This window comes from Ruegeria haliotis, from assembly GCF_013377785.1.
Classification (GTDB): domain Bacteria; phylum Pseudomonadota; class Alphaproteobacteria; order Rhodobacterales; family Rhodobacteraceae; genus Ruegeria; species Ruegeria haliotis.
Window position 1 is genome coordinate 81,506 of record NZ_JABXWT010000005.1, and the last position, 24,943, is coordinate 106,448.

22 protein-coding genes are annotated in these 24,943 nt (G+C 58.9%); 13 read left to right on the forward strand and 9 right to left on the reverse strand.

The window, feature by feature from the left end; translation table 11 throughout:
• The first annotated feature begins 20 nt into the window (after positions 1-20).
• Genes mreC through HW561_RS11930 form a run of 5 tightly spaced genes read left to right on the forward strand, consistent with a single transcriptional unit; the run spans position 21 to position 5,482 of the window.
• Positions 21-923: a rod shape-determining protein MreC gene (gene mreC, locus HW561_RS11910; protein WP_176865009.1), complete on the forward strand. Its 903-nt coding sequence runs from the start codon at positions 21-23 to the stop codon at positions 921-923.
• The gene (locus tag HW561_RS11915) at positions 916-1,452 is read left to right on the forward strand and encodes a rod shape-determining protein MreD (protein WP_176865011.1); all 537 of its coding nucleotides are present in this window, start codon (positions 916-918) and stop codon (positions 1,450-1,452) included. Before mreC ends, HW561_RS11915 begins: the two co-directional genes overlap by 8 nt.
• Complete coding sequence (gene mrdA / locus HW561_RS11920; RefSeq protein WP_176865013.1) at positions 1,449-3,398, forward strand: penicillin-binding protein 2; 1,950 nt, start codon at positions 1,449-1,451, stop codon at positions 3,396-3,398. Before HW561_RS11915 ends, mrdA begins: the two co-directional genes overlap by 4 nt.
• Positions 3,395-4,534, forward strand: coding sequence for a rod shape-determining protein RodA (gene rodA / locus HW561_RS11925; protein WP_176865027.1), 1,140 nt, complete (start codon positions 3,395-3,397; stop codon positions 4,532-4,534). Before mrdA ends, rodA begins: the two co-directional genes overlap by 4 nt.
• 15 nt (positions 4,535-4,549) lie before the next feature.
• Positions 4,550-5,482: a 2-hydroxyacid dehydrogenase gene (locus tag HW561_RS11930; protein WP_176865029.1), complete on the forward strand. Its 933-nt coding sequence runs from the start codon at positions 4,550-4,552 to the stop codon at positions 5,480-5,482.
• A 13-nt stretch (positions 5,483-5,495) separates the two neighbouring features.
• On the opposite strand, the gene HW561_RS11935 is transcribed toward HW561_RS11930, so the two are convergent.
• The gene (locus tag HW561_RS11935) at positions 5,496-7,511 is read right to left on the reverse strand and encodes a M3 family metallopeptidase (protein WP_176865031.1); all 2,016 of its coding nucleotides are present in this window, start codon (positions 7,509-7,511) and stop codon (positions 5,496-5,498) included.
• A gap of 142 nt (positions 7,512-7,653) precedes the next feature.
• On the opposite strand from HW561_RS11935, the gene HW561_RS11940 reads away from it, so the two are divergent.
• Entirely contained in the window at positions 7,654-8,865 is a 1,212-nt protein-coding gene (locus HW561_RS11940) for a trans-sulfuration enzyme family protein (RefSeq protein WP_176865033.1), read from the forward strand.
• A 90-nt stretch (positions 8,866-8,955) separates the two neighbouring features.
• Here HW561_RS11940 and HW561_RS11945 read toward each other — a convergent pair whose 3' ends face one another.
• The 5 genes from HW561_RS11945 to HW561_RS11965 form a co-directional block, all read right to left on the reverse strand.
• Positions 8,956-10,005, reverse strand: coding sequence for a HesA/MoeB/ThiF family protein (locus tag HW561_RS11945; protein WP_176865035.1), 1,050 nt, complete (start codon positions 10,003-10,005; stop codon positions 8,956-8,958).
• On the reverse strand, positions 10,005-10,460 hold the full coding sequence (gene dut, locus HW561_RS11950; RefSeq protein ID WP_176865037.1) for a dUTP diphosphatase: 456 nt from the start codon (positions 10,458-10,460) through the stop codon (positions 10,005-10,007). Before dut ends, HW561_RS11945 begins: the two co-directional genes overlap by 1 nt.
• A gap of 31 nt (positions 10,461-10,491) precedes the next feature.
• Positions 10,492-11,688 carry a bifunctional phosphopantothenoylcysteine decarboxylase/phosphopantothenate--cysteine ligase CoaBC gene (coaBC, locus tag HW561_RS11955; RefSeq protein ID WP_176865040.1) on the reverse strand — a complete coding sequence of 399 codons (1,197 nt, stop codon included), beginning with the start codon at positions 11,686-11,688 and terminating at the stop codon, positions 10,492-10,494.
• A 63-nt stretch (positions 11,689-11,751) separates the two neighbouring features.
• Complete coding sequence (locus HW561_RS11960) at positions 11,752-12,576, reverse strand: ChaN family lipoprotein (protein ID WP_176865041.1); 825 nt, start codon at positions 12,574-12,576, stop codon at positions 11,752-11,754.
• Positions 12,573-13,451, reverse strand: a complete 879-nt coding sequence (locus HW561_RS11965; RefSeq protein WP_176865043.1) for an RNA polymerase factor sigma-32 — start codon at positions 13,449-13,451, stop codon at positions 12,573-12,575. The genes HW561_RS11960 and HW561_RS11965 overlap by 4 nt, the downstream gene beginning before the upstream one ends.
• Positions 13,452-13,552: 101 nt before the next feature.
• Between HW561_RS11965 and cobU the strand changes: the two genes are divergently transcribed.
• The 4 genes from cobU to HW561_RS11985 are packed head-to-tail and all read left to right on the forward strand — an operon-like array spanning position 13,553 to position 17,154.
• The gene (cobU, locus tag HW561_RS11970; protein ID WP_176865045.1) at positions 13,553-14,074 is read left to right on the forward strand and encodes a bifunctional adenosylcobinamide kinase/adenosylcobinamide-phosphate guanylyltransferase; all 522 of its coding nucleotides are present in this window, start codon (positions 13,553-13,555) and stop codon (positions 14,072-14,074) included.
• Positions 14,071-14,649, forward strand: coding sequence for a histidine phosphatase family protein (locus HW561_RS11975; protein ID WP_176865047.1), 579 nt, complete (start codon positions 14,071-14,073; stop codon positions 14,647-14,649). Before cobU ends, HW561_RS11975 begins: the two co-directional genes overlap by 4 nt.
• A gap of 58 nt (positions 14,650-14,707) precedes the next feature.
• Entirely contained in the window at positions 14,708-15,592 is an 885-nt protein-coding gene (locus HW561_RS11980) for a glutathione S-transferase (RefSeq protein WP_176865206.1), read from the forward strand.
• Positions 15,593-15,639: 47 nt separating this feature from the next.
• Positions 15,640-17,154, forward strand: coding sequence for a YifB family Mg chelatase-like AAA ATPase (locus tag HW561_RS11985; protein ID WP_176865049.1), 1,515 nt, complete (start codon positions 15,640-15,642; stop codon positions 17,152-17,154).
• Here the strand turns inward: HW561_RS11985 and gshB are convergent.
• The 3 genes from gshB to rsmI all read right to left on the reverse strand — a co-directional run bounded on the left by gshB (position 17,151) and on the right by rsmI (position 19,375).
• Positions 17,151-18,083 carry a glutathione synthase gene (gshB, locus tag HW561_RS11990; RefSeq protein WP_176865050.1) on the reverse strand — a complete coding sequence of 311 codons (933 nt, stop codon included), beginning with the start codon at positions 18,081-18,083 and terminating at the stop codon, positions 17,151-17,153. The genes HW561_RS11985 and gshB overlap by 4 nt on opposite strands.
• A 61-nt stretch (positions 18,084-18,144) precedes the next feature.
• Positions 18,145-18,516, reverse strand: a complete 372-nt coding sequence (locus tag HW561_RS11995; protein ID WP_176865052.1) for a YraN family protein — start codon at positions 18,514-18,516, stop codon at positions 18,145-18,147.
• Between the two features lies 1 nt (position 18,517).
• Positions 18,518-19,375: a 16S rRNA (cytidine(1402)-2'-O)-methyltransferase gene (gene rsmI, locus HW561_RS12000; RefSeq protein WP_176865054.1), complete on the reverse strand. Its 858-nt coding sequence runs from the start codon at positions 19,373-19,375 to the stop codon at positions 18,518-18,520.
• A gap of 88 nt (positions 19,376-19,463) precedes the next feature.
• On the opposite strand from rsmI, the gene HW561_RS12005 reads away from it, so the two are divergent.
• From HW561_RS12005 to murJ, 3 genes are read left to right on the forward strand one after another with little or no spacing between them, the layout of a single operon-like run.
• On the forward strand, positions 19,464-20,624 hold the full coding sequence (locus tag HW561_RS12005) for a penicillin-binding protein activator (RefSeq protein ID WP_176865056.1): 1,161 nt from the start codon (positions 19,464-19,466) through the stop codon (positions 20,622-20,624).
• On the forward strand, positions 20,584-23,403 hold the full coding sequence (locus HW561_RS12010) for a [protein-PII] uridylyltransferase (RefSeq protein ID WP_176865058.1): 2,820 nt from the start codon (positions 20,584-20,586) through the stop codon (positions 23,401-23,403). Before HW561_RS12005 ends, HW561_RS12010 begins: the two co-directional genes overlap by 41 nt.
• A complete protein-coding gene (gene murJ, locus HW561_RS12015) occupies positions 23,400-24,941 on the forward strand; it encodes a murein biosynthesis integral membrane protein MurJ (RefSeq protein ID WP_176865060.1) in 1,542 nt (513 codons plus the stop codon). Before HW561_RS12010 ends, murJ begins: the two co-directional genes overlap by 4 nt.
• The last annotated feature ends 2 nt before the right edge of the window (positions 24,942-24,943 follow it).

Sequence of the window (24,943 nt, forward strand, 5' to 3'; positions counted from 1 at the left end):
GCAGCACGGGAAGGAGTCCTGTGGCAAAAGACCGATCACAGCGTGATGACTACACCACCCCCTTGCGCCGCTTGTTTTTGGGGATCGTTGTCCTGTGCCTGCTTGGAATTTTCATAGTGTGGCGCATCGATAGCCCACGTGTGGAACGTTTCCGCGCGCAAGTGGTCGATGCCGTAGTTCCGTCGATGGAATGGGCCATGGTTCCTGTTACAGCAGCGGTCAATCTGGTGCGTGATTTCCAAAGCTATCAGCGGCTGAGCGAACAAAACCAGGAACTGCGCAGCGAGTTGCGTCTGATGCGGGCCTGGAAAGAAGCCGCCCTGCAGCTGGAACAGGAAAACGCCCGGCTTTTGGATCTGAATAACGTACGCCTCGATCCGCGCCTGACCTATGTAACCGGGGTTGTTATGGCTGATAGCGGCTCGCCATTCCGGCAGTCCGTGCTGCTGAACGTGGGCATGCGTGATGGGATCGTTGATGGGTGGGCCGCGATGGATGGAATTGGGCTGGTTGGCCGAATTTCAGGTGTCGGGCCGGATACTGCACGGGTCATCCTGATGACAGATGCTTCGAGCGCCATTCCCGCCACCATTCAGCCTTCGGGTCAAACCGCGTTGATCGCAGGGGACAACACCCCTGCCCCGGCAGTGGAGTTTCTGGAGAACCGGGAACTTGTCCGACCCGGAGACCGCGTGATCACGTCCGGTGATGGCGGTGTGTTTCCAGCGGGCCTTTTGATCGGCCAGATCTCGGTCGATCCGGGCGGGCGGTTGCGCGTCCGCCTGTCTGCCGATTTCGAGCGACTGGAATTCCTGCGCGTTCTGCGATTCAATTCGGCCCCTCTCATTCGTGATTCTGGCGACATTGTCGGACCGGCACGGCCCGAGGCTGCGTTGACCCCAGAGGAGGCCGGGGATGGATAAACCAACCTCGCATATCTGGGTCATGCGCGGGCTATTTGTCTTTCTCGCCGTTCTGGTGCTTTTTCTGCATCTGTTGCCACTGAACACACAGCCGGATCGCTGGCCATTCCCCGATGTTCTGATCGCCCTCATTTTTACATGGATCTTGCGGCGCCCCGACTATGTTCCAACCCTGCTGATCGCGGCAGTCATGCTGATGGCCGATCTTCTTCTGCAGCGCCCACCGGGATTGCTGGCTGCGCTGGTGGTTCTCGGCGCCGCCTATTTGCGCTCGGCTGCGCCAGGTATGCGGGACGTAGGATTTGCAGGAGAATGGATGTCCGTTGCAGTTGCTATCGCCGCCGTGTTTCTGCTGAACCGTGTCGTTCTGTCCCTTCTGTCGGTTCAGCAGGCCGCGCTGGGACCTGTGGCCATTCAACTGGTTCTGACTGTCGCGGCCTATCCACCACTCGTTCTGCTGAGCCAGAGTGTCTTTGGCATTCGGCGGATGTCAGCGGCGGATGCCAGCACAATGGGGGCACGGGCATGAGCCAGCGCAAACCCAAATCCCAAGGCCTTGCTTACAAACGCCTGCCACGTCGTGCGCTGGTGCTGGGCGGGCTTCAAGCAGCCTTTATCGGCGGGCTCGCTGCACGGATGCGGTTCATGCAGGTTGATCAGGCCGATCAATATCGGCTACTGGCCGAAGAAAACCGCATCAATATCCGTCTGATTCCGCCTACTCGTGGCCGCATCTATGACCGGAACGGGCAGGTCATCGGTCAGAACTCTCCATCCTACCGCATCGTCATTGTCCCAGAGGATGCCGGGGACATCGACAAGGTGGTCGCCAAACTGTCCGAACTGATCCCTCTGAACGAGGATGAGATCGAACGCGCCCGCAGCGAAATGCGTCGCTCGGCCCCGTTCCTGCCCGTCACGCTGGTCGATCAGGTGACTTGGGAAGATATCTCAAAGGTTGCCGTCAACGCCCCTGCTTTGCCCGGTGTCACACCCGAAGTTGGCCTGACGCGCCAATATCCGCGTTATGAGGATTTCGCCCATATCGTCGGTTATGTCGGCCCGGTCAGCGACTATGATCTTGGCCTGATCGAAGACCCGGAACCCGTACTGCGCATCCCCCGGTTCCAGATCGGCAAAGTCGGGTTGGAAGCCAAACAGGAAACCTCGTTGCGCGGCAAGGCTGGTGCCAAGCGGGTCGAGGTCAATGCAACCGGCCGCGTCATGCGCGAGCTGGACCGGCAGGAAGGGAAGCCCGGTGCCGATCTGCAATTGTCCATTGACGCCGATCTGCAACAATACGCCCAGGCCCGGTTGGCGGGCGAGAGCGCAGCCGCTGTTGTCATCGACTGTGAAACCGGAGATTTGCGCGCGATCAGTTCAGCCCCCAGTTTTGATCCGAACCTGTTTGTTCGTGGCATCTCGGTCGCGGATTATCAGAACCTGACACAAGACAAGTATCGCCCACTCTCAAACAAAACCGTCCAGGGCACATACCCGCCCGGATCGACATTCAAGATGGTCACTGCACTGGCAGCGCTTGAGGCTGGCGTAATTGGGCCGGGCAACACCGTCTATTGCCCCGGACACCTGAAAGTCGGCAGTCGCCGCTTTCACTGCTGGAAACGTGGCGGGCATGGTACAGTTGATCTGGGACTTTCACTGAAACGCAGCTGCGACGTCTACTACTACGATGTGGCTTTGCGCGTCGGTATCGACAAGATCTCCGATATGGCGCGCACCCTCGGGCTGGGCGCCAAACATGACATTCCAATGTCTGCCGTCGCTGCAGGGTTGGCCCCGAACCAAGAATGGAAACAGAGGGTGCATGGCGAGGAATGGCTGGTTGGCGACACGGCAAACGCCTCGATCGGTCAGGGGTTCATGCTGGCCTCACCTCTGCAACTGGCTGTCATGGCAGCGCGGATCGCCACCGGGCGCGCGATATCACCACGTCTGGTGCGATCTGTCGATGGGGTCGAGCAACCCTCGGGCGCGGGTGAACCGCTGGACATTAGTCCGTTTAATCTCGAACAGGTTCGCAAGGCCATGTTCTCGGTCTCAAACGACCGCAGGGGGACGGCGTATCGCAGCCGCATCATTGCCGATGAGTTCCGCATGGCGGGCAAGACCGGCACAAGCCAGGTGCGCAACATCACCAAGGCCGAACGCGCAGCCGGCGTCATCCGCAACGAAGACCTGCCGTGGGAACGGCGCGACCACGCACTGTTCGTCAGCTTCGCCCCTTACGACAACCCAAAATACGCGGTCGCGGTGATCATCGAACATGGCGGCGGCGGCTCCAAGGCGGCGGCCCCGGTTGCGCGCGATATCATGCTGCAGGCGCTCTACAACGGGACTCCCCCGCTCGAAGCCTACCCAGTGGCCGATCGCGAGCGCATCAAGGAACAGCAAAAACGGCTGGAAGGCGACCGCCGCCCCAAAGCGCGTCCGGATGAGAAGGACCGCGCATGAGTTATCTTGAATATGCCGTCAAATCCACGCCGTCGGGATTCCGCAAGTTCCTGTACATGAACTGGCCTCTGACGTTGTTGTTGATCAGCACGGCCAGCGCCGGTTTCCTGATGCTATATTCGGTCGCAGGCGGATCGTGGCTGCCGTGGGCGGAACCGCAGATGGAGCGTTTTGGACTGGGCCTGACGGTCATGTTCATCGTGGCCCTGGTCCCAATCTGGTTCTGGCGAAACATGTCTGTGTTGGCCTATCTGGGCTCCATTGCATTGCTGGTCTTTGTAGAACTGTTTGGCACAGTCGGCATGGGCGCGCAGCGTTGGATCGACCTTGGGTTCATGCGACTACAACCGTCCGAGGTGATGAAGGTCACGTTGGTGATGTTACTGGCCGCATACTACGATTGGTTGCCGTCTTACAAAACATCGCGACCACTCTGGGTCATCCTTCCGGTCATTCTGATCCTGATCCCAACCTTCATGGTTCTGCGCCAGCCCGATCTTGGCACATCGATTCTGCTGCTTGCGGCCGGTGGGGGGCTTATGTTTCTGGCCGGTGTCCACTGGGCCTATTTTGCAGCCGTCATAGCGGCAGTGGTCGGTTTGATCGCCACCGTATTCAACAGTCGCGGCACCGAGTGGCAACTGCTCAAGGATTATCAGTTCCGCCGCATCGACACGTTTCTGGATCCCTCTACCGACCCGCTTGGCGCGGGCTATCATATTACGCAGTCGAAGATTGCGTTGGGATCAGGCGGATGGAACGGGCGCGGCTTCATGCAGGGCACGCAATCGCGGCTGAACTTCCTGCCCGAGAAACATACCGATTTCATCTTTACCACGCTGGCAGAGGAGTTTGGCTTTGTGGGCGGCATAACCCTGTTGGTGCTCTACACCCTGATCCTGATCTTCTGCATCGTCACCGCACTGTCGACCAAGGACCGATTTTCTTCTCTGGTGACACTGGGCATTGCGCTGAATTTCTTTCTGTTCTTTGCCGTCAACATGTCGATGGTTATGGGGTTGGCCCCGGTCGTTGGGGTGCCTCTGCCGATGGTCAGCTATGGCGGTTCCGCCATGTTGGTTTTGATGGCGGCCTTCGGCATTGTGCAAAGCGCCCATATTCATCGCCCTCGCTAACCTGAAAGGCTCTTCATGCCCGTGAACATCTTGTTTTCCGCGCGCCCTGCCCTGTGGCCGGTGTATGAGCCGCTTTTGTCGCAAGGGCTGCGCGACGCAGGGCTGGATTTTGTTCTGGCCACCGAATTCGAACCCGACCAGGTGGATTACGTCGTTTACGCCCCGAATGGAGGATTGCTGGATTTCTCGCCGTATACACGGCTAAAGGCGGTGCTTAGCCTTTGGGCCGGGGTAGAGAGTATCGCAGACAATGAAACCCTCACCGTTCCGTTGGCACGGATGGTGGATCACGGGCTGTCTCAGGGCATGACCGAGTGGGTCGTGGCGCATACGCTGCGCTATCATCTGGGAATGGACGAACACATCACCGTTCAGGACGGTGTCTGGACACCCGAAGCGCCGCCTCTGGCGACTGAGCGCTGCGTCTGTGTGCTGGGTCTGGGCATATTGGGACAAGCCACAGCCGAGGCCCTGGCCGCGCTGAATTTCCGCGTCATTGGCTGGAGCCGAACCCCGAAACAGATCGCCGGAGTTACTTGTCTGCACGGGATCGACGGATTGAAGACAGCACTCTCGCAGGCAGAAATCGCCGTATTGCTGCTGCCCGACACTCCGGCCACGGAAAACACGATGAACACCGAAACACTGGCTTTGCTTCCAAAAGGTGCGAGGATCATCAACCCCGGCCGTGGACCGTTGATTGACGACGACGCACTCCTGCAGGCATTGAACTCAGGTCAGGTCGGTCACGCTACGCTGGATGTGTTCCGCGTGGAGCCGTTGCCCCCGGAACATCCTTATTGGGCGCATCCCAACGTGACCGTCACGCCGCATATCGCCTCGGAAACCCGCCCGGTCACTGCCGCGCAGGTCATCTGTGAAAACATCCGACGCGGCGAAGCGGGTGAACCGTTTGTGCATCTGGTGGACCGCCAGTTGGGGTACTGATGGTCCGTCTTGGTCAAGCCGCGATCAGGCCACGGCCTTTAAGCAGCGCTTCGACCCCGGGCAACCGGCCACGGAAGGCCAGATAAAGCTCTTCCGCCTCACGCGAACCGCCGGTGGACAGGATATTGTCCTCCAGCGCCTTGGCGCGTTCGGGATCAAAGGCGCCGTCGGCCTCTTCAAAGGCGGCGAAGGCGTCAGCATCCATCACCTCGGACCACATGTAGCTATAGTAACCTGAACTGTAACCGTCGCCTGCAAACACATGCGCGAAATGCGGGGTCGCGTGGCGCATTCCGATCGCTGCGGGCATCCCGAGGCCGTCCAGAACCTCGGCCTGTTTCGCCATCGGATCCGCAGGCGCATCGCCATCATGAAAGGCTAGATCGACCAGAGCTGAAGCGACATATTCCACGGTTTGAAAACCCTGATCGAAATTGGCAGCGTTCAGAACTTTTTCCAACATTTCCTGCGGCATCGGTTCGCCGGTTTCCGCGTGGGTGGCGAATTCGGCCAGAACCTCAGGGACTTCCAGCCAGTGTTCATAAAGCTGGCTGGGCAGTTCGACAAAATCACGTGCAACGCTGGTGCCTGAAATGCTTTCGTAGGTCACGTTGGACAGCATCTGGTGCAGGGCGTGGCCGAATTCGTGGAACAAAGTGCGCGCGTCGTCATAAGACAGCAGCGCCGGGTCACCCTTGGCAAAGTTGCAGACATTAATCACGATCGGCGCCTCCTCTTTCGGGAACTTCGCCTGCGCGCGCATCGCGCTGCACCATGCGCCCGACCGTTTCGACCCACGGGCAAAATAGTCCCCGATAAACACCGCAACATGACGCCCGTTCCGCGTCACTTCCCAAGCGCGGCAATCCGGGTGGTAAAGCGGGACATCCAGCGGGGCGAACTCCAATCCGAACAAACGGGTGGCGCAAGAAAAAGATGCTTCAATCATCCGATCGAGTTGCAGATAGGGCTTAAGGGTTGCCTCATCCAGGTCATGCTCGGCCTTGCGCCGCTTCTCTGCATAATAGCGCCAGTCCCACGCTTCAAGCGGACCGTTCACGCCGTCTTCCTGCATCATCTGCGTCAGGATTTCAGCGTCCGCATCTGCGCGCGTCTTGGCGGGCTCCCAGACCTGCATCAGCAAGTCACGGACCCGATCCGGGGTCCGGGCCATTTCGGTTTCCAGCTTAAATGCGGCAAAGCTGTCATAACCCAGCAGTTTCGCCCTCTCTTCGCGGAGCATCAGGGTTTCCGCCGCAATCCCGCGATTGTCGGTTTCTGCACCATTCGCGCCGCGCGCGGTCCATGCCCGATACGCTTTTTCGCGCAGATCACGGCGTGGTGAAAATTGCAGGAAAGGCACAATCAACGAGCGTGAAAGCGTGACAACCGGACCGTCTGTGCCCTTTTCCTGACCGGCTGCCCGGGCCGCGTCGGTGACGAAATCCGGCAGGCCCTGCAAATCAGCTTCGGTCAGATCCATATACCAATCGCGCTCATCCGCCAGAAGGTTCTGGGTAAAGGACGTGCCCAGTGAGGCGAGGCGCGACTTGATCTCTTGCATCCGGGCATCTTCATCCCCCTGCAGCGCCGCCCCTGCGCGGACAAAACCACGATGCGTCAACATCAGAACACGGGCCTGTTCGTCGCTTAGACCAAGATCATCGCGTCGTTCCCAAAGATCGGCCACCCGTTGGAACAGCGCCTTGTTCGAAGAAATCCCCGAGAAGTGCGTCGACAATTTTGGTGAAAAATCGCGTTGCAATTCCTCGCGCTTTGCATTGCTATCAGCCCCTGCAACGGTGAAAAAGACAGACAGAACCTTGTCCATGTCCTCACCCGCAGCTTCGAGCGCTTCGACCGTGTTGGCGAATGTGGGCGGTTCTGGATTGTCAGCAATCGCGTTGATCTGCGCGTTATGCGCGTCCATCGCCTGATCCAGCGCGGGGGTGAAATCCTCATCCGAAATTTCGGTAAACGGGGCGATTTCAAAGGGGGTGGTCCAGTTGGACAGGATCGGGTTGGTCATGCAGATCTCCTTTGTTCGTCAAGCTAGGTAGGCCGAGGGCAATGGTCCAGAGGTAGCGCCCTGGGTGCGTCAAATTCTGTCGTAAATCCGCTTGCACCTGCCTGATGACCCGCGCAGGTTCGACCCGAGAGGGAGGAAAGATATGACAAAATCGAACCGAACTGCCGGGATCATGACAACTGCGATCCATGCAGGTGATCCACCGGATGCCTCGACCAATGCCTCGGCACCCCCGATTCACATGAGTTCAACTTATATCACTCAGGACCTGTCCGGCTTCTCTGCTCACGACCTGACACCGGACAGCCCTTATGCCTATTCCCGCTGGGCCAATCCGACCGTTGCCGGCCTAGAGGCTAAGATTGCCGCCCTGCAAGGGACCGAGGCCTGCCTGGCTACCGCATCTGGTATGGCCGCTGCCTCGGCAATCTTTTTTACGTTCCTGTCCGCTGGGGATCATCTGGTCGTATCTGACGTGTCATATGCAGGTGTTGCGGAACTGGCGCGTGAAACCTTGCCTCGGATGGGTGTAGAAGTTTCGGCGGTCAACATGTCCGATCCTGCGGCTGTGGCAGACGCGATCCGTCCCAACACCTGCCTCATTCACACCGAAACGCCGGTCAATCCCATCGGCCGCCTGACTGATCTGGCCGCTATATCCAATCTGGCGCGGCGGGCCGGTGCCTTATTGAGCTGCGACGCCACTTTCGCCTCGCCTCTTGGAATGGACGCGGTGGCTTTGGGCGTCGATCTGACGATGCACTCAATCACGAAATACATCGGCGGTCATGGTGATGCGGTAGGAGGGGCGGTGGCCGGGTCCGCCAAGTTGATCTCAAAAATGCGGGCCGAGGCCGGAATTCACCACGGTGGCATACTGTCACCGTTCAACGCCTGGCTGATCGCACGCGGTGCGACCACCTTGCCGCTGCGGATGCAAGCGCATCAGGCCGGTGCGATGGCTGTAGCGGAATGGCTTGAGGCAGACCCTCGGGTGACACAGGTTATCTACCCCGGCTTGTCATCGCACCCGCAGGCAGACCTCGCCAAGCGGCAAATGTCGAACATGTCGGGGATGATCTCGTTTCAGGTCGGCAATGCGGCAGATGGTGAACGCGTGGCCCAACAGATGATCGACAGGTTGGAGGTTATCCACTATGCGGTGTCGCTGGGCCATCATCGCAGTCTGATCTTCTGGATGGGGACAGACGGGCTGATGGAGACATCCTTCCGCTTGCAAGGCCCACAGTTGGAGGATTACCGCGCTTATGCCGGTGACGGGATTTTCCGCCTGTCGGTCGGGTTGGAGGATGCCGAAGACCTGATTGGCGATCTGGACCGCGCACTGGGGTAACAGAAGCACTCCCGCCCCCGCAGCGCGCATCAGAGATGCGCCTTGGCGGGGTTGGGCCGGGCCACGCGCCTAGGCGCGCGGCGATTGGACCTATGACCCTGCCTCTGCACAGATCGGGCAATCGGGACGCTTGGACAAAGTGATTTTACGGCTTTCTCCGTACAACGCATCATAGATCAGCATCTCGCCCCGCAACGCCATTCCAGCGCCCGTTATGATCTTGATCGCCTCAACCGCCATCATCGACCCGACGACCCCTGGCAATGGCCCGACCACCCCGGCCTCGGAACAAGAAGGGGCCAGCCCGTCGGCTGGCGCTTCTGGGAAGATACACTGATAACACGGGCTGCCATTGGCCGGATCGAAGACGCTCAGCTGTCCTTCCCATTGCGACAGCGCGCCTGAAATCAGCGGTTTACCCAGAGCGACTGCAGTCCGGTTGGCCAAATAACGGCTGTCGAAATTATCGGTGCCATCGAGGATCAGATCAAAGTCTGCAAACAGATCCAACGCAATCTCATCATTGAGACGGCGTTGGTAGGGCAAAACCTTAATATTCGGGTTTTGCGCCTCCATCGCCTGTTGGGCGGAAAAGATCTTAGGCATACCGATATCGGCATCGCGATGAATGACCTGTCGCTGCAGGTTGGCATTTTCGACCACGTCATCGTCGATCACACCGATCGTGCCGACGCCCGCAGCAGCCAGATACTGCAGTGCGGGCGCACCCAAGCCCCCTGCACCAATCACCAGTACACGGGCTTGTTTGAGTTTCTTTTGTCCCGGGCCACCCAATTCGCGCAGAACGATATGACGGGCATAGCGTTCCAGTTCAGTTTCACTGAAACGGTCGGACGGCATCGCGGACTCCTGCTCTGGGGTTGGCATGGCGCGCTTTCGCAGCGCTTTCAGGACTGTGCCATACAGCAAAACCAAAGCTGCGAAACCCGCAAGGATCAGCCACATCGCCGCAGAACCACCCGTTGCCTGGCGCAATGGGTTTCCGTCGGGCAGGATAAGATGCGCAGTGATGACCCCGATCAACAGCATGCCGACCGAAACCATGCGGGCCGTGCGGGACACGCCTGCCAGATAGCCAATCCCCCACAACCCGGCGGCCAGGATCAGAACCAGCAGCATCAGCCTCGCCCGGTCGAGCCAAAGCCACCGACCCCGCGTTCGGTTTCACCGAGCGCGTCAACCGCTTCAAACACCGCCTGCACGACAGGCGCGACCACCAGTTGCGCGATACGTTCGCCGTGAGTGACTTCGAACGACTCCTGCCCCGCATTCATCACGATCACACCAAGCGGCCCGCGATAATCACTGTCGATTGTCCCCGGCGTGTTGGGCAATGTAATCCCGTGTTTCAACGCAAGGCCCGAACGGGGGCGCACCTGAACTTCATATCCCTGAGGAATTTCAATTCTGAGGCCAGTCGGCACTAGGGCGCGCTGACCTGGCTCCAGCAGGATCGGCGTGCCATCCGGCAGGTTAGCCCGGACATCCGCCCCGGCTGATCCCGGCGTCTCATAAGAAGGCAATGCCACTGACGCGTCTGCCCCCTCGTCGCGGATCACACGAATTGATACCATCACTGCACCTCTTATCTTGAACTGTTCTGCGTCAATCGGCCAGAGCGTCGGCGATTTTCTGCGCCAATCGGTCCGCCACCATATCCTTGTCCATGCGTGGCCATTCATCGACCCCATCATCCGAGATCAGAACCACCGCATTTTCGGATCCGCCCATGATGCCGGTCTTTGGGCTAACATCATTGGCCACGATCCAGTCGCACCCTTTACGCGCCCGCTTGGCAGTCGCGTTTTCGACGACATCGTTCGTCTCGGCAGCAAATCCGACAACTAACGCGGGACGACCTGCTTCCAAGCGTGACACCCGTTTCAGAATGTCTGGGTTTTCCGAAAACTCCAACGAAGGCAACCCATCATGGCTTTTCTTCAGCTTGCGATCCGACGCCGTGGCCACCCGCCAGTCAGCCACGGCCGCAGCAAACACACCCGCATCAACAGGCAGGGCCGCATCCACCGCATCCGACATCTGCTGCGCTGTTTCAACGCGAACAACCTGCACTCCTGCGGGTGGAGGTACATCAGCGGGGCCGGTGACAAAGACCACCTCGGCGCCCAACGCGGACAATGCGCGCGCAACGGCTGCACCCTGCGCGCCCGACGACCGATTGGCGATATAGCGCACGGGATCAATTGGTTCATGCGTCGGGCCGGATGTGACCAGAATGCGCTTGCCCCTGAGTGGTCCATCTGCCAGTTGCGTCCCAATCGCGGCGACTATTTCCAATGGTTCCGACATACGGCCGGGGCCGAATTCTCCGCAGGCCATGTCGCCTTCATTCGGACCGACAAATCGTATGCCGTCTGCTTGTAACTGCTTGAGATTGCGCTGAGTCGCAGGATGATCCCACATGCGCACGTTCATCGCCGGGGCGCACAGTACGGGCGTGTCGGTTGCCATCAACAATGTCGAAGCCAAATCATTGGCCAGCCCACCCACCATCTTGCCCATCAGGTCTGCCGTTGCGGGGGCCAAGACGATCAGATCTGCAGAGCGGGACAGTTGGATATGACCCATCTCGGCCTCATCCGTCAGATCAAACAGATCGCGATAAGCCTTCTCTCCCGCCAATGCAGAAACCGATAGCGGTGTCACGAATTCCTCTGCCGCGCGGGTCAGAACCGGTGTCACGGAGGCGCCGCGTTCCTTCAGCCGCCGGATCAGATCCAGCGACTTGTAGGCCGCGATCCCTCCGCCAATGATCAGCAGAATGCGTTTGGATGCCAGCATGCTCAGCCCTTCCCGTCCCGGTCGGTCCTGACATTAGGCAAGGCCACCGGGTAGTTCCAGCGGTTAATTCTGCGTCTCAAAGGCTTTGCAGGGGTCTTCGCGGTCAACACTGGGGCTGTCGATCACAGCATCGAACGCGCCATCCACGATGCCGTCCTCAGACTGACCCAGCACATAAACCTTCAACCCCGGCTGCAGACGAGACAAAAACGTCGGAATGCCGCGATCCTTGCGAGCGTGACCATTGCCGGTGATCACGGCAACCGGTCCACCTGTTTCCTCCATCGCTCGTAACACCGCCCGCGCCAGTACCGCATCGCGCAGGCGCTGAATGGCAACCAATTGTGGTAAAGCCTCGGCAGGGATTGCATTGCAATGAGCGGCAAATTGGTCCGCCTCACGCGCAGTCTGATCATCCTGCGACAATGGCACCGTCAGCCCAAAGCGTGCCGCATCTGCACCCAGCGCCGTGGCCGCGCCACGCTTCATCGCCGCACGTGCTGCGGTGCGCGGAACCATGGCGCCATAGACCGGTGCGTCCGAGGCCTCAAACACGGGGTAATACATACTCAGCGGTGGCCAGCCTGTTTCGGCCCATTGCAGAATTCGGCCAAGTTCTTCAGGATCAGATGCTGCCGTTTGCGCCAGGCGTTGCGCCCCTTCTTCTGTCACCATTTCCCAGACAACGGCAGACGGTTTGACAGCTTCAATCCCTTCGGTCTGCACTTGATGGTGTCGGGGGTTGTCATGAACTTCGCCAAGAATCACAACGTCGGCGGATTGCATCGATGCAATCACATCATCGGGGATCAAGTCTTGGGTTAAGCCCGGACGCGCCGCGGCGACCGTAACTGACAGTGCACAAACCAGAATCGCAAGGTGTTTCATGCGATGAACTGTTGCACCTCGCGCGACTGAGCTTCAAGGTTCTTGCGCATTTTCCCGAAAGCTGCGGCCTCAAGCTGACGCACGCGTTCCTTCGACAAGCCCAACTCACCACCCAGACTTTCAAGCGTTCGCGCGGGTTCGCGCAGTTTGCGTTCGCGCACAATGAAACGCTCGCGATCATTCAACGACTGCATCGCGGTCAACAGCCACTCGCGCAGCTGTTCGGTGTCGTGACGGTGTTCTACCGCTTCGGCCGCCTGTTCGCGGTCATCCTCAAGCGCATCAATCCATTCGCGACCGTCCTCATCCGCCGACTGCACCGCATTGAGCGAAAAATCCGAACCAGACAATCGGCCTTCCATCATTTCGACGTCGCGCAACGGCACCCCGATCTCGGTTGCGATCTTCTGATGCAACTGATGACGGTCCAGTTCCAGACCGTCAGTAGCAGCCTCACGTTCCAATCGGGCCTGCACCCGGCGCATATTGAAGAAAAGCGATTTCTGGGATGACGTGGACCCCGTTCGCACCATCGACCAGTTGCGCATCACGTAATCCTGAATGCTGGCCTTGATCCACCAGACTGCGTAGGTCGAAAACCGCACGCCGCGATCGGGGTCGAACTTGTCTGCCGCTTTCATCAGCCCAAGCCCCGCCTCCTGGATCAGATCATTCATCGGCGCGCCGTATCGCTTGAACTTTGCCGCCATCGAGATAGCTAAGCGCATATAGGCAGTGATCAGACGGTGCAGAGCCTTTTCGTCCCTGTCATCCCGCCAGGCGTAAGCCAGTCGCAATTCAGTCTCGGCATCCAGCAACTCGGCCTTCATCGCTTGCCGGGACATCGAAAAGTCAGTCGCGTTGTCCAGTGCCATGAAACTCTCCCCTTTTTCGCAGGCGCGGGCCGGGCTTGCCTTGCCGACCTAGGGTCGATACGCAGAGCAAAACCAGTTGGATCACCTGAAAGGTAAGAACAGTGTATCCCGATTTAACCTTTGTGTTGGGTGGGGCGGCGTCCGGCAAGTCGGCATACGCCGAACAACTGATTGTTTCATCAGGGAAAAACCGCGTTTACCTTGCGACATCACAAGTGTTTGATGATGAGATGGGCCAGAAGGTTCAACGCCATGTATCGCAACGCGGTGAAGGTTGGGACACCATCGAGGCGCCCTTTGACCTTGCCCCCGTTCTGGCTAATCTGAACCCGAACCAGATCTGTCTGATTGACTGTGCCACCATGTGGCTCAGCAACCAGCTGCTGGCAGAAAACGATCTGGAACAGGCGCAATCTGTTTTGCTGGATGCGCTGCGAACCTGCCCAGCGCAGATCGTTATTGTATCCAACGAGGTCGGTCATGGAATCGTCCCCGAAAACCCCCTGGCCCGCCGTTTCCGCGAGGCGCAGGGGCGGTTGAACATTGCGCTGGCCGCACAGGCGGATCTGGTCGTTCAGGTGACTGCCGGATTGCCACTGGTTCTGAAGGGGCAGTTGCCATGACGCGGCTACACTTGGTCCGCCATGGTCCAACCCATGCCAAGACCATGGTTGGCTGGTCTGACTTACCGGCTGATCTGAGCGATCATGCCGCCATCGCACGATTGCAAGACCATCTGCCGCATGACGCGATCATTGTATCCTCGGATCTTTCACGTGCGATTGACACGGCCTCGGCGATACAGGGCCCTCGCCTCCGGCTGCCGCACCACCCTGATCTGCGCGAGATCAACTTTGGCCGCTGGGAACTGCGCGGTTTCGCAGAAATCGAGGCCGAAGACCCCGATCTTGCCTTTGCGTATTGGGACAATCCCGGCGACGTTCGTCCCCCACAGGGTGAGAGCTGGAATGAGGTACGAGCGCGAGTGGATTCCACAATCGACGCCCTGATGTCCAATCACCCCAGCGCTGATTTGGTTGTCGTGGCACATTTCGGCGTGATCCTGACCCAGGTTCAAAGAGCCCTTGATCTAGATGCGCAACAGGCACTCTCGCACCGGATCGACAATCTGTCCGTCACCGAAGTAACGCATGACGGCATCAGGTGGTCGGTGGGCAAGATCAATCACCTCCCGTGATCAGGCGGCGCACAATTCACTGATTTACGGATGTCCTAACCTGCGCCATCGTCTGGTCATGACTTATGATTTGTTCATCGGCGACCGCTTGTTTTCCAGTTGGTCCCTGCGTGGTTGGCTGATGCTGGAAAAGTTCGGCCTGCCCTATCGAAGCCATATGATCGGGCTGTATTCCGGCACTATGGCCAGTGACATGCAACCGCTCGCCCCTGCGCGGCTGGTTCCCGCCCTGCGCCTGCCCGAAGGCACGGTCGTAGGTGAAAGCCTCGCCTTGGCCGAGACCCTGGCCGAACGTCACCCCGAGGCTGGATTGTGGCCACAAGACCCGGCCGCAAGGGCAACGGCACGGTGGCTGTGTGCCGAGATGGTTGCCGGGTTCAGCGCCTTGCGCGGCCAATGCGCCATGCAGTTGCTCCATGCGTGGCAGGGGTTCGCCCCATCGGCGGATACGTTGTCCGACATCGCACGTGTCGAATCGCTTTGGGCGCACGCACGCCGCATCTCTGGTGCAACGGATGGCCCGTTGTTTGGTGCCTACTCACTGGCGGATGTATTTTACACCCCGGTGGCCGCCCGGATCATCAGTTATGGCCTGCCTGTATCCGAAGCCAATTATGCCTATTGTCTGGAACTGCTGTCCGATACCTCTGTCCGGCAATGGCGCGCGATGGGAATGACCGTTCACTATGACCCGTTTCCCTATCCGCAAAACTTGACGGCAACCCCTTGGCCAATCGGAGCAGTGTCCCACGCCGAACCTGTCGAAGGTGGTCCATCACGCAATGCGGCGTGTCCATACTCCGGCAAACCAGTGAGCGATTATCTGGACTTGGACGGACAGCGCTGGGGCTTTTGCAACCCGTTCTGCCGCGACAAAACGGCAGCAGACCCCGAAGCCTGGCCCAAATTCACAGCCATGGTCAGCGGCGTTAACGATTCTTAAACTGCAACCATGGCAGCAACGTCCTGTTAACCAAGAACAGGACTGCCATGGTTGCCCGCGCTCATACCGTTGCCTTTCAGGGGGTGGATGCCCGCCCGGTCGAGGTGCAATGCGCCGTCTCGCCCGGGCTACCTGCCTTTTCCATCGTGGGGTTGCCCAACAAAGCGGTGTCAGAGGCGCGCGACCGCGTCCGCAGCGCTCTTAGCGCCATGGCAATCGCGCTGCCATCCAAGCGGATCACCATAAACCTGTCCCCAGCCGATTTGCCCAAGGAGGGCAGCCATTTCGATCTGCCCATCGCAGTTGCCCTACTTGCCGCACTGGACATTATCCCCGCCGATGCCGCTGAAGGCACGGTCGCTTTAGGTGAGCTTTCGCTGGACGGATCCCTTGTACCTGTTGTGGGCGCGTTACCCGCCGCGATGACCGCCGCCGCCGAGAACCGCATCCTGCTCTGCCCGCGCGCCTCGGGCGCAGAAGCTGCGTGGGTAGACGCCACACAAGTGATCGGAGCGGAGTCATTGGGCGACGTTGTTCGGCATTTCTCGGGTCAGTCCCCGCTGCCCGCAGCCCAACCGGGCGAAGTGAACCTGACGCCCAGCCCCCGCGATCTGCGCGACGTGAAAGGGCAAGAACGGGCCAAACGCGCGTTGGAGATCGCCGCAGCAGGTCGACACCATCTGATTATGATTGGCACACCCGGTTCTGGAAAATCGATGCTGGCCGCGCGATTGCCCGGCATTTTACCGCCGCTGACCCCGATAGAAGCTTTGGAAACATCGATGATCCAATCTTTGTGCGGATTACTAGATGAAGGTGGCATCAACCGGTCGCGCCCATTTCGGGAACCGCACCATACCGCGTCGATGGCAGCCATCGTCGGAGGCGGCAAAGGGGCCAAACCTGGTGAGATTTCTCTGGCCCATAACGGTGTACTCTTCATGGACGAATTTCCAGAATTCCCCCGAACCGTTCTGGAAACCTTACGCCAACCTGTCGAAACGGGCGAAGTGATAGTGGCCCGTGCCAATGCGCATGTGAAGTACCCCTGCCGATTCATGTTGGTTGCGGCGGCCAATCCCTGCAAATGCGGGTATCTGACCGACCCGTCGCGGGCCTGTTCGCGCGCGCCCGGATGCGGCGACGATTATCTGGGCCGCATCTCGGGTCCTTTGATGGACAGGTTCGACCTGCGGATCGAGGTTCCACCGGTCGCATTTACCGATCTGGACCTGCCTCCCTCTGGCGACAGTTCCGCGACCGTCGCGGCTCGGGTTGAACAGGCCAGCGCAATTCAGGCCGCGCGATATAGTGAAACACCATCAATCCGCCAAAACGCTGATATTGAAGGCGCGTTGTTGGAAGAAGTCGCGGTTCCTGATGCCGAAGGAAAAGAACTACTGTTGAAAGCGGCGGACCGGTTTGGCCTGTCGGCCCGCGCCTTTCACCGCATTCTGCGGGTCGCGCGCACCATCGCCGATCTGGAAGGCGCGCCAGATATACGCCGGCCACATGTTGCCGAGGCGCTGAGCTTTCGCATCAGCGCCAAGGTCATGGCCTAAAGCTTGGCCTCGATGGCCTGCCAAATCTTTTCTGCGATGTTGTCGCCATTGAACCGCTCGAGTTCCTGAATACCAGTGGGCGAGGTCACGTTGATCTCGGTCAGGTAATCGCCGATGACATCGATCCCCACAAAAACCTGCCCCTTTTCTTTCAGAAGAGGGCCTATCGCAGTGCAAATCTCCATATCTCGATCCGTAAGGCCAATCTTTTCGGGGCGCCCCCCAACGTGCATGTTCGACCGCGTTTCACCCTCGGCAGGAACGCGGTTGATCGCGCCGACAGCCTCGCCATCCACAAGAATGATGCGTTTGTCTCCGTTCCGCACATCGGGCAGGAATTTTTGTACAATGAGCGGTTCACGCGAGAATCCGGTGAACAGTTCATGCAACGAGGTCAGGTTCCGGTCGTTTGCGTCCAGCCGAAACACACCCGCCCCGCCATTGCCATAAAGCGGTTTGAGGATAATATCGCCATGCTTTTCCTTGAACGCCTTAATGGTTTGCAAGTCTCGCGCAATTGATGTCGGCGGGGTCAGGTCCGGGAAATCCAGAACCAGCAGCTTTTCGGGGTAGTTCCGCACCCAGAACGGGTCGTTGACCACCAGCGCCTGACCCTTGAGCCGATCCAGCAAATGCGTCGACGTGATGTAATGCATGTCGAAAGGCGGGTCCTGACGTAGCCAGATGACGTCGAATTCTGCCAGATCCACTTCGCGCTCAGCCCCAAGTACAGCCGGGGTACCCGGAACGCGCTGCACCGTCATGTCATGCCCGCGCGCCGTTATCCGACCTTCCTGATAAGCCAGTTGATCGGGCCCGTAGAAGAATAGTTGATGTCCGCGCGCCTGCGCCTCTTCCGCCAGACGGAAAGAGCTGTCGGCGTTGATATCTACAGCCCCGATCGGGTCCATTTGAAAGGCGATTTTCATGACGTGTCCCTCAACTTTGTGCCAGATACATGGCCCAGCAAGTCGAGGGGTTCAATGGGCGTCAGGTATGTCCAAAAGCATTTTCGATAATTTGAACAGCTCCGGACCCGTCCACAAGGGCTGCATCGAAGCGAACGTTTGTCAGTTGCCCGCCCGGCTCATTCTCAAGAAACTGCGCAGCAGAGGCACATATACGTTCTGTCTGGCGGCGGTTAATCCGGGCTGCGGCCACCTCAAAACTGGTGCTCTTCTTGACTTCGATGAAAACCAGCCCCTCTGCATTGCGCGCAATCAGGTCGATTTCGCCACCAGCCCCGCGCCATCGGCGGTGCGCGATTGAATAGCCGCGTCGCTCATAATCTGACGCGACCTGAAACTCAGCCGCTTGCCCCGCGTAAAAGGACACCGAACCGCGCACTGACCGTTTGACCATGTCATCCCTTTCCCAGCTTCAGAGCTTTCTGGTAAATTGGCCGCCGAGGCAGATTGTACATCTCTGACACTAAATCCGCCGCGTCCCGCACAGAATGGGTTTCCAAAGCTCGTATCAATGCCTCTTCTACGTCCGATTCGTTAACGCTTTGCGAATGGCTGCGATCCACCAGCAAAACGACCTCTCCTTTGATCGGTTTCCCTTGATACTCATCGGCCAACTCTCTCAGCGTACCGCGTCTGACTTCTTCGAATTTCTTGGTCAGTTCCCGACACAGTGCAGCCTGCCGCTCAGCGCTTAGAACATCGGCCATATCCGACAAGCTGCTCGCGACACGTTTGGGGGATTCGTAGAACACAAGCGTTCCGGGGATATCGCGCAACGCCTCGATACGCGTGCGACGGGCCCCGGATGCGTTGGGCAAGAAACCCGCGAAAAAGAACGCATCTGTGGGCAGGCCTGCCAATGTCAGCGCCACCAAAACCGCCGACGGTCCGGGCGCACAGGTCACGGCATGCCCGGCTTCTGCCGCTTGTCGCCCAAGGTCATAGCCGGGGTCCGCGATTAACGGCATCCCCGCTTCGGAAGCATAGGCGACCGACAGGCCCTGCTCTAGCGCCTCAAGGATCTTGCCGCGCGCGCCAGCACCGCTGTGATCGTGATAGGCCTGAATCCGTCGCCCATCCAAAGGTACGCCGTGAATTTCCATCAAACGGCGCAGGCTGCGTGTGTCCTCGGCCGCGATCATGTCGGCCGAAGCCAGAACATCCAGAGCCCTGAGCGTAATGTCGCGCGCAGTGCCAATCGGAGTGGCAACAAAGTACAGGCCCGCAGCCAATCTGATCTTTTGGAAATTCAAAGCTGGACCCTCACAGCGTGACGTTTATTATCGCGGCTCAATAGAACAGCAGCGTCTCAAGCCGCCGGATCAGGGAGTTTTCATTTAGATGTTTACCGTTTGCAAGCCCGTAAGCAAGCTGGCGAAATCCGCCATAGCCCTGGCCACCGTGGCTTTTCTGGCCGCCTGCGAACCGGGGGGCATTGGCGGCGGACCTTCGATCAACACCTCCAAACCCGTGCCCGTAGCCTTGCTGGTTCCGCGATCAGGTGATGCTGCGCTGGCCCAAAGCCTTGAAAATGCAGCACGGCTGGCAATGTCCGATCTGCAAAACGTCCAGATTGATCTGCGTGTCTACGATACGGCAGGCAATGCTGGCACAGCCTCTGCTGTGGCGCAACAGGCGGTGGCAGACGGGGCCAAAATCATCATCGGGCCGGTCTACGCTCAGGCCGCCAATGCCGCAGGCCTTGCGGTTTTGAACAATAACGTCAACGTCCTGTCCTTTTCGAACAACACCAGCATCGCGGGCGGGAATGTCTTCGTGCTGGGTCCGACATTTGAAAACACCGCCAATCGGTTGGTCAACTATGCCGGCAGCAAGGGCAAGAGCGGCACGGTTATCGTGCACAGCAACGACGCTGCCGGACAATTGGGTCAGGCGGCAATTGCCAACGCGCTCGGCAACAGCCGGGTCAAAAATGCCGGAACTGTCGGGTATGATCGCTCGCAACAAGGCGTCATCAACTCGGTCCCCACCATCAAGGCAACGGTGGATTCAACCGGTGCGGATTCGATCTTCTTGACCGCAACAACCGCTGGCGCACTACCGCTTTATACCCAGTTGCTGCCTGAAGCAGGCGTCTCGCCCGCAACCACGCAGTTCATCGGTTTAACGCGATGGGATATCCCATCGCAAACACTGGAATTGCCCGGCGTTCAGGGTGGTTGGTTCGCTCTGCCAGATCCGTCCAAGTCGCAATCCTACCGGCAGCGCTATAACGCGACCTATGGCGAAGCGCCGCACCCGATCAGCGGTTTGGCCTATGATGGGATCGCTGCCATCGGCGCCTTGGTAGGCCAAGGCAAATCCAACGCTCTGACCGGGGCGGCCCTGACACAAAACGCCGGTTTCCAAGGCGTTGGCGGTATTTTCCGTCTGCGCCCGAACGGTACCAACGAACGCGGTCTGGCCGTTGCCACGATCCAGAACAAACAGGTGGTTGTGATTGACCCTGCCCCACAAAGCTTCTCTGGCGCCGGTTTCTGATCGGCCCAATCAGATCGCTCCGCCAAGCGGCCCCCTGATCTGCCCAGCCGAGGATATTTTCGACAGCGCCAGTGTTAACGCGCAACTGTCGGGCGCTTTCGAGAACAGCGCAGACAACGCAGCCATGCGTGCAGAAACCGTGCGCATTTTGCGAAACGCCCAGAAAACGGGACGCAAGACAATTGCGGACGCCTTTGATGCACGTCCCTTTGACGCGCGCCCATTGACCAGAACTTATACCTATCTGACAGATCAACTGGTCGGCACAGCGATGCGGGTCGCCAGCGAATGGCTGCACCCGTTGGCGACGCCGACGCAAGGGGAAAGGATCGCAGTGCTGGCCGTCGGCGGATACGGTCGGGGCGAGATGGCACCGTCTTCGGATGTCGACCTGCTGTTTCTGACGCCGTACAAGATCACCGCCTGGGCGGAGAGCGTGATCGAATCCATGCTCTATATCCTGTGGGATCTGCGGCTGAAAGTCGGCCACGCGTCTCGCACCATCAAAGATTGCCTGCGGCTTGGCGCCGAGGACTTCACCATCCGCACTGCGATGCTGGAACACCGCTATCTGGCCGGAGACAAATTGCTGGCCGAAGAGTTGGACCAACGCCTGAAATCAGATCTGTTCGAAGGCACCGAACGCGAGTTTATCGAAGCCAAATTGCAGGAACGCGACGCGCGGCACCACAAACAGGGTGAGCGCTATATGGTCGAGCCCAATGTGAAAGAGGGCAAGGGTGGCTTGCGCGATCTGCAGTCGCTCTATTGGATCGCGAAATACATCTATGGTGTTCAAGATGTGGCCGAACTGGTCCCGCTGGGCCTGTTCACGCCTGAAGAATTCAAGACCTTTGTCGAAGCCGAAGAGTTTCTCTGGGCCGTACGCTCGCACCTGCATCTGGTTACGGGCCGCGCCACAGAACAGCTGACATTCGACATGCAGGTCGAGGTCGCTGCGCGGATGGGATACAAGGACCGCGCCGGTCGCCGCGCGGTCGAAGTGTTCATGCAGCGCTATTTCCGCGAAGCAACGCGCGTGGGTGAGTTGACGCGGATTTTCCTGACCAAGCTGGAAGCGTCGCATATGAAGGGCGCACCCCTGCTGGAGCGGATTTTCCGCCGCCGCCCAAGGGTCAAACCCGGTTACAGGGTCGTTCGTGGTCGTCTGGACGTGGTGGATCCTGACAGATTTCTGTCCGACAAGGTGAACCTTCTCCGCCTTTTCGAAGAAGGCCTGCGGACGGGTATGCTGATCCATCCGGACGCGATGCTGTTGGTGACCGCCAACCTGAGCCTCATTGATGACGACATGCGCAACAACAAAGAGGCGCGGCGTATTTTCCTCGACCTGATGCTGAAACACGGAAATCCAGAACGTGCCCTGCGGCGGATGAACGAACTGGGCGTATTGTCGGCCTTCTTGCCCGAGTTCGAGCACATCGTCGCAATGATGCAATTCAACATGTATCACAGCTATACGGTGGACGAGCACACTATTCAGTGCATCGTGAACCTCGCCCAGATCGAACGCGGCGAATTGATCGAAGCATTGCCTCTGGCCTCCTCGATTCTGGAAGGCGGGGTGAACCGCAAGGTGCTTTATGTGGCCCTTCTGTTGCATGACATCGCCAAAGGTCGGCCCGAGGACCACTCGATCCTGGGCGCTCAAATCGCCCGCAAGGTAGCGCCACGCTTGGGGTTGAATAAATCGGATTCCGAAACCGTAGAATGGCTTGTGCGTTACCACCTGCTGATGTCGGATATGGCCCAAAAACGCGACATCTCGGACCCGCGCACTGTTCGCGATTTTGCCAAGGCGGTACAGACTGTCAAACGGCTGGACCTGCTGACGGTGCTGACTGTTTGCGATATTCGCGGCGTGGGTCCAAACACATGGAACAATTGGAAAGCGACTTTGCTGCGCGCGCTGCACGCTGAAACCAAGCGCGCGCTGGAAACCGGCATGGAAGACCTGAACCGCGCCAATCGCGGGGCAGAAGCCAAAAAGGCGCTCCGGACCGCTTTGGAGAACTGGTCCAAGACCGATCTCAAGGCAGAAACCGGGCGGCATTATGCCCCCTACTGGCAAGGTCTGAACCTATCGACTCATATAGAGTTTGCGGAAATGTTGCGGGCGCTCGAACACAGCGGCGATCCCGGCGCAATGGAGGTCCGCCTGCATCCGGACGAAGACCGTGATGCCACCCGCGCCTGTTTCGCCATGGGCGACCACCCGGGTATCTTTGCGCGTATCGCTGGCGCTCTGGCTCTAGTTGGGGCGAATGTGGTGGATGCGCGCAGTTATACCACCCAGGATGGCTATGTGACCGATGCGTTCTGGATTCAGGACGCCGAAGGCCACCCGTTCGAAGCCTCTCGCCTGCCTCGTCTGACGCAAATGATTCACAAGACGCTCAAGGGTGAGGTGGTGGCGCGGGACGCGCTGAAATCTCGCGACAAGATCAAGAAACGCGAACGCGCCTTCAATGTACCGACCCACATCACCTTTGATAATGACGGGTCCGAGATTTACACGATCATCGAGGTGGATACACGCGACCGGCCCGGTCTTCTGTATGATCTGACCCGAACCTTGGCTGCAGCCAACGTCTATATCGCCAATGCGGTGATCGCGACCTATGGCGAACAGGTGGTGGACACGTTCTACGTTAAGGACATGTTTGGCCTGAAGTACTATTCCGAAAGCAAGCAGCGCAGTCTGGAAACCAAATTGCGCACGGCCATCACCGAAGGTGCAAAGCGTGCCGCCTCATGAAACAGATTCGACTGTTTTCCGGCCTGTTCACTGTCGGGTTCTGGACGTTGGCAAGCCGCATCCTGGGCTTTGCGCGGGAAATCCTTCTGACAGCCTATATCGGGCCGGGACCGGTGATGGATGCGTTTGTCGCCGCCTTCCGTCTACCCAACATGTTCCGCCGTTTCTTTGCCGAAGGCGCGTTCAACGCCGCTTTTGTGCCGATGTTTTCCAAGCGGTTAGAGGCTGATGAGGACGCCCAAGGATTCGCGCAGAATGCCTTCAACCTTCTGGCTGCGGCGGTGCTGGCGCTGGTCGGGTTGGGGATGGTGTTCATGCCGGGCCTCGTCTGGCTCACGGCCGAGGGGTTTTACGGCGATGAACGCTTCGATATGGCGGTGGACTACGGCTATGTCGTCTTTCCTTACATCATGTTCATGTCACTGGCAGCCCTGTTTTCGGGTGTTCTGAACGCGACCGGTCGGTTTGCAGCAGCGGCGGCGGCACCGGTTTTGCTGAACATATTCGCCTGTACAGCGTTGATCGCGGGCGCAATGTCCGGTGGCGACGTCATTCGATGGCTCATCACCGTTATCCCGATCGCTGGTGTCGCGCAGCTGGCGCTGGTCTGGGTCGCCACCGAACGGGCCGGCATCAGCATCCGACCGGGTTGGCCACGTTTGACGCCCGAGATGCGTCGTATGGTGCGTGTCGCGGTTCCGGCGGCGCTGGCCATGGGTGTGACCCAGGTCAATCTGGTTGTAGGACAATTGGTGGCATCAAAAACCGAAAAAGCGGTCAGTTGGTTGTTTGCCGCGGATCGATTGTATCAATTGCCCTTGGGCGTTGTTGGCATCGCCGTTGGCATTGTGCTGTTACCCGATCTGTCACGTCGATTGCGTGCAGGCGACAAAGATGGCGCTCGAAACGCGTTTTCCCGTGCCGGAGAGTTCACGCTGCTGCTGACGCTACCCTCGACCGTGGCATTCATGATCATTCCCAACCCGTTGGTGTCGGTCTTGTTCGAGCGGGGGCAATTCAGCGCCGAAGACACTGCTGCGACCGCTTTGGCCGTTGCAGTCTATGGCATAGGTTTACCTGCCTTCATGCTGCAAAAGCTGCTTCAGCCTCTGTTTTTTGCACGTGAAGACACCAAGTCTCCGTTCCGCTATGCTGTGGTTGCCATGATCATCAATGCAGGTCTGGCGTTTGGCCTGTACCCATTGGTCGGCTGGATCGCCCCTGCGATTGCCGCCTCGACTGCAGGGTGGGCGATGGTGGTACTGTTGGTCCTTGGGGCTCGGCGCATGGGGGATGAGGCGCGATTTGACGACCGGTTCAAGCATCGCGCATGGCGGGTCGTGGCGGCGTCGCTGGGCATGGGCGTCGTTCTGTTCGCGGCAATCCATCTATTCGGCTGGACGCTCGAGCTGCCAGGCTGGCGATATCTGGCCCTGCTTGTGCTGATCAAGGTTGCTGCGGCCACATACTTCTTTCTCGGCCACATATTCGGGGCCATCAAAATAGCCGAACTGAAAGGCGCTCTGCGTCGGTCATAACC

Bases quoted from the DNA above. Each gene is read 5' to 3' on its own strand.
- HW561_RS11915 (WP_176865011.1), top strand. From the start codon at position 916: ATGGATAAACCAACCTCGCATATCTGGGTCATGCGCGGGCTATTTGTC.
- mrdA (WP_176865013.1), top strand. From the start codon at position 1,449: ATGAGCCAGCGCAAACCCAAATCCCAAGGCCTTGCTTACAAACGCCTG.
- rodA (WP_176865027.1), top strand. From the start codon at position 3,395: ATGAGTTATCTTGAATATGCCGTCAAATCCACGCCGTCGGGATTCCGC.
- HW561_RS11930 (WP_176865029.1), top strand. From the start codon at position 4,550: ATGCCCGTGAACATCTTGTTTTCCGCGCGCCCTGCCCTGTGGCCGGTG.
- HW561_RS11935 (WP_176865031.1), bottom strand. From the start codon at position 7,511: ATGACCAACCCGATCCTGTCCAACTGGACCACCCCCTTTGAAATCGCC.
- HW561_RS11940 (WP_176865033.1), top strand. From the start codon at position 7,654: ATGACAAAATCGAACCGAACTGCCGGGATCATGACAACTGCGATCCAT.
- HW561_RS11945 (WP_176865035.1), bottom strand. From the start codon at position 10,005: ATGCTGCTGGTTCTGATCCTGGCCGCCGGGTTGTGGGGGATTGGCTAT.
- dut (WP_176865037.1), bottom strand. From the start codon at position 10,460: ATGGTATCAATTCGTGTGATCCGCGACGAGGGGGCAGACGCGTCAGTG.
- coaBC (WP_176865040.1), bottom strand. From the start codon at position 11,688: ATGCTGGCATCCAAACGCATTCTGCTGATCATTGGCGGAGGGATCGCG.
- HW561_RS11960 (WP_176865041.1), bottom strand. From the start codon at position 12,576: ATGAAACACCTTGCGATTCTGGTTTGTGCACTGTCAGTTACGGTCGCC.
- HW561_RS11965 (WP_176865043.1), bottom strand. From the start codon at position 13,451: ATGGCACTGGACAACGCGACTGACTTTTCGATGTCCCGGCAAGCGATG.
- HW561_RS11975 (WP_176865047.1), top strand. From the start codon at position 14,071: ATGACGCGGCTACACTTGGTCCGCCATGGTCCAACCCATGCCAAGACC.
- HW561_RS11980 (WP_176865206.1), top strand. From the start codon at position 14,708: ATGACTTATGATTTGTTCATCGGCGACCGCTTGTTTTCCAGTTGGTCC.
- HW561_RS11985 (WP_176865049.1), top strand. From the start codon at position 15,640: ATGGTTGCCCGCGCTCATACCGTTGCCTTTCAGGGGGTGGATGCCCGC.
- gshB (WP_176865050.1), bottom strand. From the start codon at position 18,083: ATGAAAATCGCCTTTCAAATGGACCCGATCGGGGCTGTAGATATCAAC.
- HW561_RS11995 (WP_176865052.1), bottom strand. From the start codon at position 18,516: ATGGTCAAACGGTCAGTGCGCGGTTCGGTGTCCTTTTACGCGGGGCAA.
- HW561_RS12005 (WP_176865056.1), top strand. From the start codon at position 19,464: ATGTTTACCGTTTGCAAGCCCGTAAGCAAGCTGGCGAAATCCGCCATA.
- murJ (WP_176865060.1), top strand. From the start codon at position 23,400: ATGAAACAGATTCGACTGTTTTCCGGCCTGTTCACTGTCGGGTTCTGG.